Origin of the sequence: Acetobacterium fimetarium (genome assembly GCF_014284475.1) — a bacterium.
GTDB classification, from domain to species: domain Bacteria; phylum Bacillota; class Clostridia; order Eubacteriales; family Eubacteriaceae; genus Acetobacterium; species Acetobacterium fimetarium.
On sequence record NZ_WJBC01000049.1, the window covers coordinates 1 to 3666 of the forward strand.

Genomic DNA, 3666 nt, shown 5'->3' on the forward strand with positions numbered 1-3666 from the left:
GCGTTCGTCCTGAGCCAGGATCAAACTCTCAATAAAAGTTTGTATTTAAAGCCTTTCGGCCTTTAAATGCTGTCTCATGAATACTTAAGTTTTATACTCTACCGAGTGCACTTTATCCTCTGCCGAGCTGATGTTTTATAGAGTGCATCTCTCTGTTTCTATTTTGCCGAAATCCCGAAGGATTTCAAGGCTATTTACAGGTTTTATGGTACTATTCTCTTTTCTATGACCGCCGCTCCGTCTTACGAAGCTTTTATATTATATCGTCGTTTCTCTTGATTGTCAAGCTGTTTTTTGAAATTCTTTTAAGTTCATTTCAGTTATTCAGCTGTGTGTCCGTCGCCTCTGCTTGAGACAACTTTTATAGTATACTCAGTTTTTTACTCCTTGTCAATTGGTTTTTTAATATTTTTTGTGATTCACATTTTCCTGCCTAAATTCCTCGCTTGATTCTGATATCTTCTAGTATTGCATCATCCGGTTATCTCAGATCGTATTTATGAATGACAATTTTAATATCTTCATAGCTGCAAGTTTCCGGAAGATGATCCTTGATTGACTTCAGCCGCTCTAAGCCAGCTTTTTCTATGGCTGCCAGTATTTTTATTTCCGTGTCATCATCAATAAACTTTGTCCAGTCAACCAGCTTACCTTCCTGATCATTCCGGATTAAATGGGCAATCACGGTATTTGATGTCAGTTCTCTGGCCTGAACTATTTCTTCAAGAGAATGCCCCTGCACGTACAAGTCATATGTTTTTTCGTACGAGTCGATTTTCGGGCCTTTTTCTTCTTCAACTACTGATTCATGAATATCAATATTATCACTTTGGGGCCGTTCTCTGATCTCGATTTTGTTTTCTTCGACAAAAGTTTGAATTTCTTGGATAAAGCACTCTCCATAATTATCATATTTCGTTTGTCCGACTCCATTAATCATCATGAAATTTTCCCGGTTCATCGGGAAATAAGCTGCCATTTCTTTTAAAGCGGCATCATGAAAAATAATGAATGGTGGCAATCCTTTTTCCTGAGAAATACTGGTTCTTAACGCTTTTAACTGTAAAAACAATGCCTCATCATAGTCAACGGCATCTTTTGTTGTGCTTTTGTCCTTGCTCTTACTCACCTTCATCTCAACCAAATGCTTTTTATGAAAGACTTTCTCCTCTCCTCTTAAAATATTAGAAGCCGAGGACGTTAATTTTAACACGGGGTATTCGTCTGCCGTTATCCAAATATATCCCTTTGCCACCAGCATCATGATGATCTCCCGGAGGTTTTCCACCGTATGCTCTCTCATGATGCCATAGGTAGAAATTTCATTAAGCTGAAGTTCGAGAATCTTTTTATTTTTTGAACCCCTCAACACCGATATCACCATATTGAGTCCGAATCGGTTTTTGAGACGATAAATGCACGATAGAATCTTTTGTGCATCAATTGTGACATCAACCATTTCTGATTGGTCCAGACAATTTCCGCAATTCTCACAGCGCTCATATGATGGTGTTTCTCCAAAATATTCAAGTATTTTCTTTCTCAGGCATTCATTAGTATGGCAATAATCAACGAGATACTGCAGGTTTTCAAACAGCAGCTTTTCCCGTTCAGCCGATGTCTGATTGAGCTGAATCAGTCTTTTCTGCTTCACAATATCAGCAGGTGAGTATAAAATGGTACAGTGACTGATGTCTCCATCCCGACCACCACGTCCTGCCTCCTGATAATATGCCTCCATATTCTGAGGCATATTGTAATGAATGATAAAACGTACATCGGGCTTATTGATCCCCATTCCAAAAGCATTGGTCGCCACCATAATGCGAATACGATCGTGAATAAAGTCGTTCTGGTTTTTCTGGCGAAGCTCGGAACTCATCCCGCCATGATAGGCGGCTGCCAAGAATCCCTGAGCCGTCAGTTTTTGTGTTAATCCTTCCACTGTTTTTCTGGTCGCACAGTAGATAATTCCGGATTTATCTTGATTATTCGCTTTAATAGAATCTGTCACATATTTGAATTTATCCCCAGTCTTGACAACCTGGTAGAATAAATTGGGACGATCGAAGCCGATGATTGATTCCACCGGATTTTTCAACTTCAGTAAATGCTTTATCTCCTGAGTAACTCGTACTGTCGCTGTCGCAGTGTATGCAGCGACTACCGGCCGGGAAGAAAGCGACTCAATAAAAGCAGGAATTTCTTTATAATGCAGCCGAAAATCATGTCCCCACTGACTGATACAATGCGCTTCGTCTACAGCGATCATGGAAATATTGAGTTGTTTTGCCATTTCCAGGAAAGAATAACTGTTCAGTCTTTCTGGCGCTATGTAAAGAAGCTTGTATTGATTGTTTCGAATCTTTTCTAGACGATGCTCATAGGTTGCATCATCTAAGCTACTATTTAAATATGTGCTGGCAATTCCCATTTCACTTAAAGAATCAACCTGATCTTTCATCAGTGAAATCAGCGGTGAAATGACTAGGGTTAAGCCCTCCATTTGTATAGCTGGCAGCTGGTAGCATAATGATTTACCACCCCCTGTTGGCATAATCCCCAGCACATCTTTACCATTTAAAACAGCTTCGATGATTTTTTCCTGACCTTCTTTGAATTCGTCGTATCCAAAGTATTGGCTTAATTTTTTTTCTAGTGTCAATCCCGACCTCCTGTTAATCGATGGAACGGTTAATAATTTAATGTTTCTTATGCAGTAATCCCACCTAGCGATTGTGTTTCTTCCTGGCCATTCCAGTTAGACGCGTCTGTAGTTATCAGTATTTTTCATTACGGCTTATTCTTATAAAGCAGTATAACAATCAAAACTGAATCCGTCAAACGATGCAGCAGTGAAACAAAACAACACTTAAAACCACTGCCGACCAACGTCCAATGAAGACGTGCAACTCCGTCGCAGCTAACGCTGCGCCTCCGTTAGGGGCTTCGCCCCATAAAAAAATAGATTCATAATGATTACTTCCAAGCTCACTTGAATCAACATCTCTCAAATATACTGCCGTTTAACTCGCTCATGCGGCACTTCGTCTCCGCTGCGCTACGCCTCAGTCGCGTCAGTCGCCAGACGGCTCCTTCCTAAAAAATAAAAAAGATATAAAAAAACAAGTATCCTTGATTTTTTATATCCTCTTTATTTTTTTGCCGCATGGCTCGTTGTTTCGCGCAAAATAAAAAGCCCCGCAACGTCCTATCCTCCCAGGCAGTTACCCACCAAGTACTTTCGGCGCTGGAAGACTTTACTTCTGTGTTCGGTATGGGAACAGGTGTGGCCCTTCCGCCATCGTCGCGAGATTAGTTTAGCTTTGTTTCGGGCGATTGAAAATCGTCTGAAACGAATAGGTTTAATGGAGCGTTAGCGGTTAAACCGGCTAAACTGTCCATCAATTGTTGTAAAAATCATCCGATTCTTCTTGAAAGATTTTTACAGCAATTGATGATCCTTATCCCTACTTGCTATTTTTATTCAATTGTATTCTGATGATCATCGATCACAGGAAACAGCACAGTGTATAAAATCTTGGATCAAGACCTCGGTCGATTAGTACTGGTCAGCTCCATATGTTGCCATACTTCCACATCCAGCCTATCTACCTGGTCGTCTACCAGGGACCTTAACCATTTCTGGTGAGATATCTTATCTTG

1 protein-coding gene and 2 rRNA genes are annotated in these 3666 nt (G+C 40.5%); all 3 read right to left on the bottom strand.

What is annotated here, in order from left to right; translation table 11 throughout:
• Positions 1-481 precede the first annotated feature (481 nt).
• On the bottom strand, positions 482-2665 hold the full coding sequence (recQ, locus tag GH808_RS14815; protein ID WP_186843563.1) for a DNA helicase RecQ: 2184 nt from the start codon (positions 2663-2665) through the stop codon (positions 482-484).
• Positions 2666-3198: 533 nt separating this feature from the next.
• A 5S ribosomal RNA gene (gene rrf / locus GH808_RS14820) occupies positions 3199-3315 on the bottom strand.
• 227 nt (positions 3316-3542) lie between these two features.
• Positions 3543-3666 (bottom strand): 23S ribosomal RNA (locus tag GH808_RS14825); the annotation flags it as partial.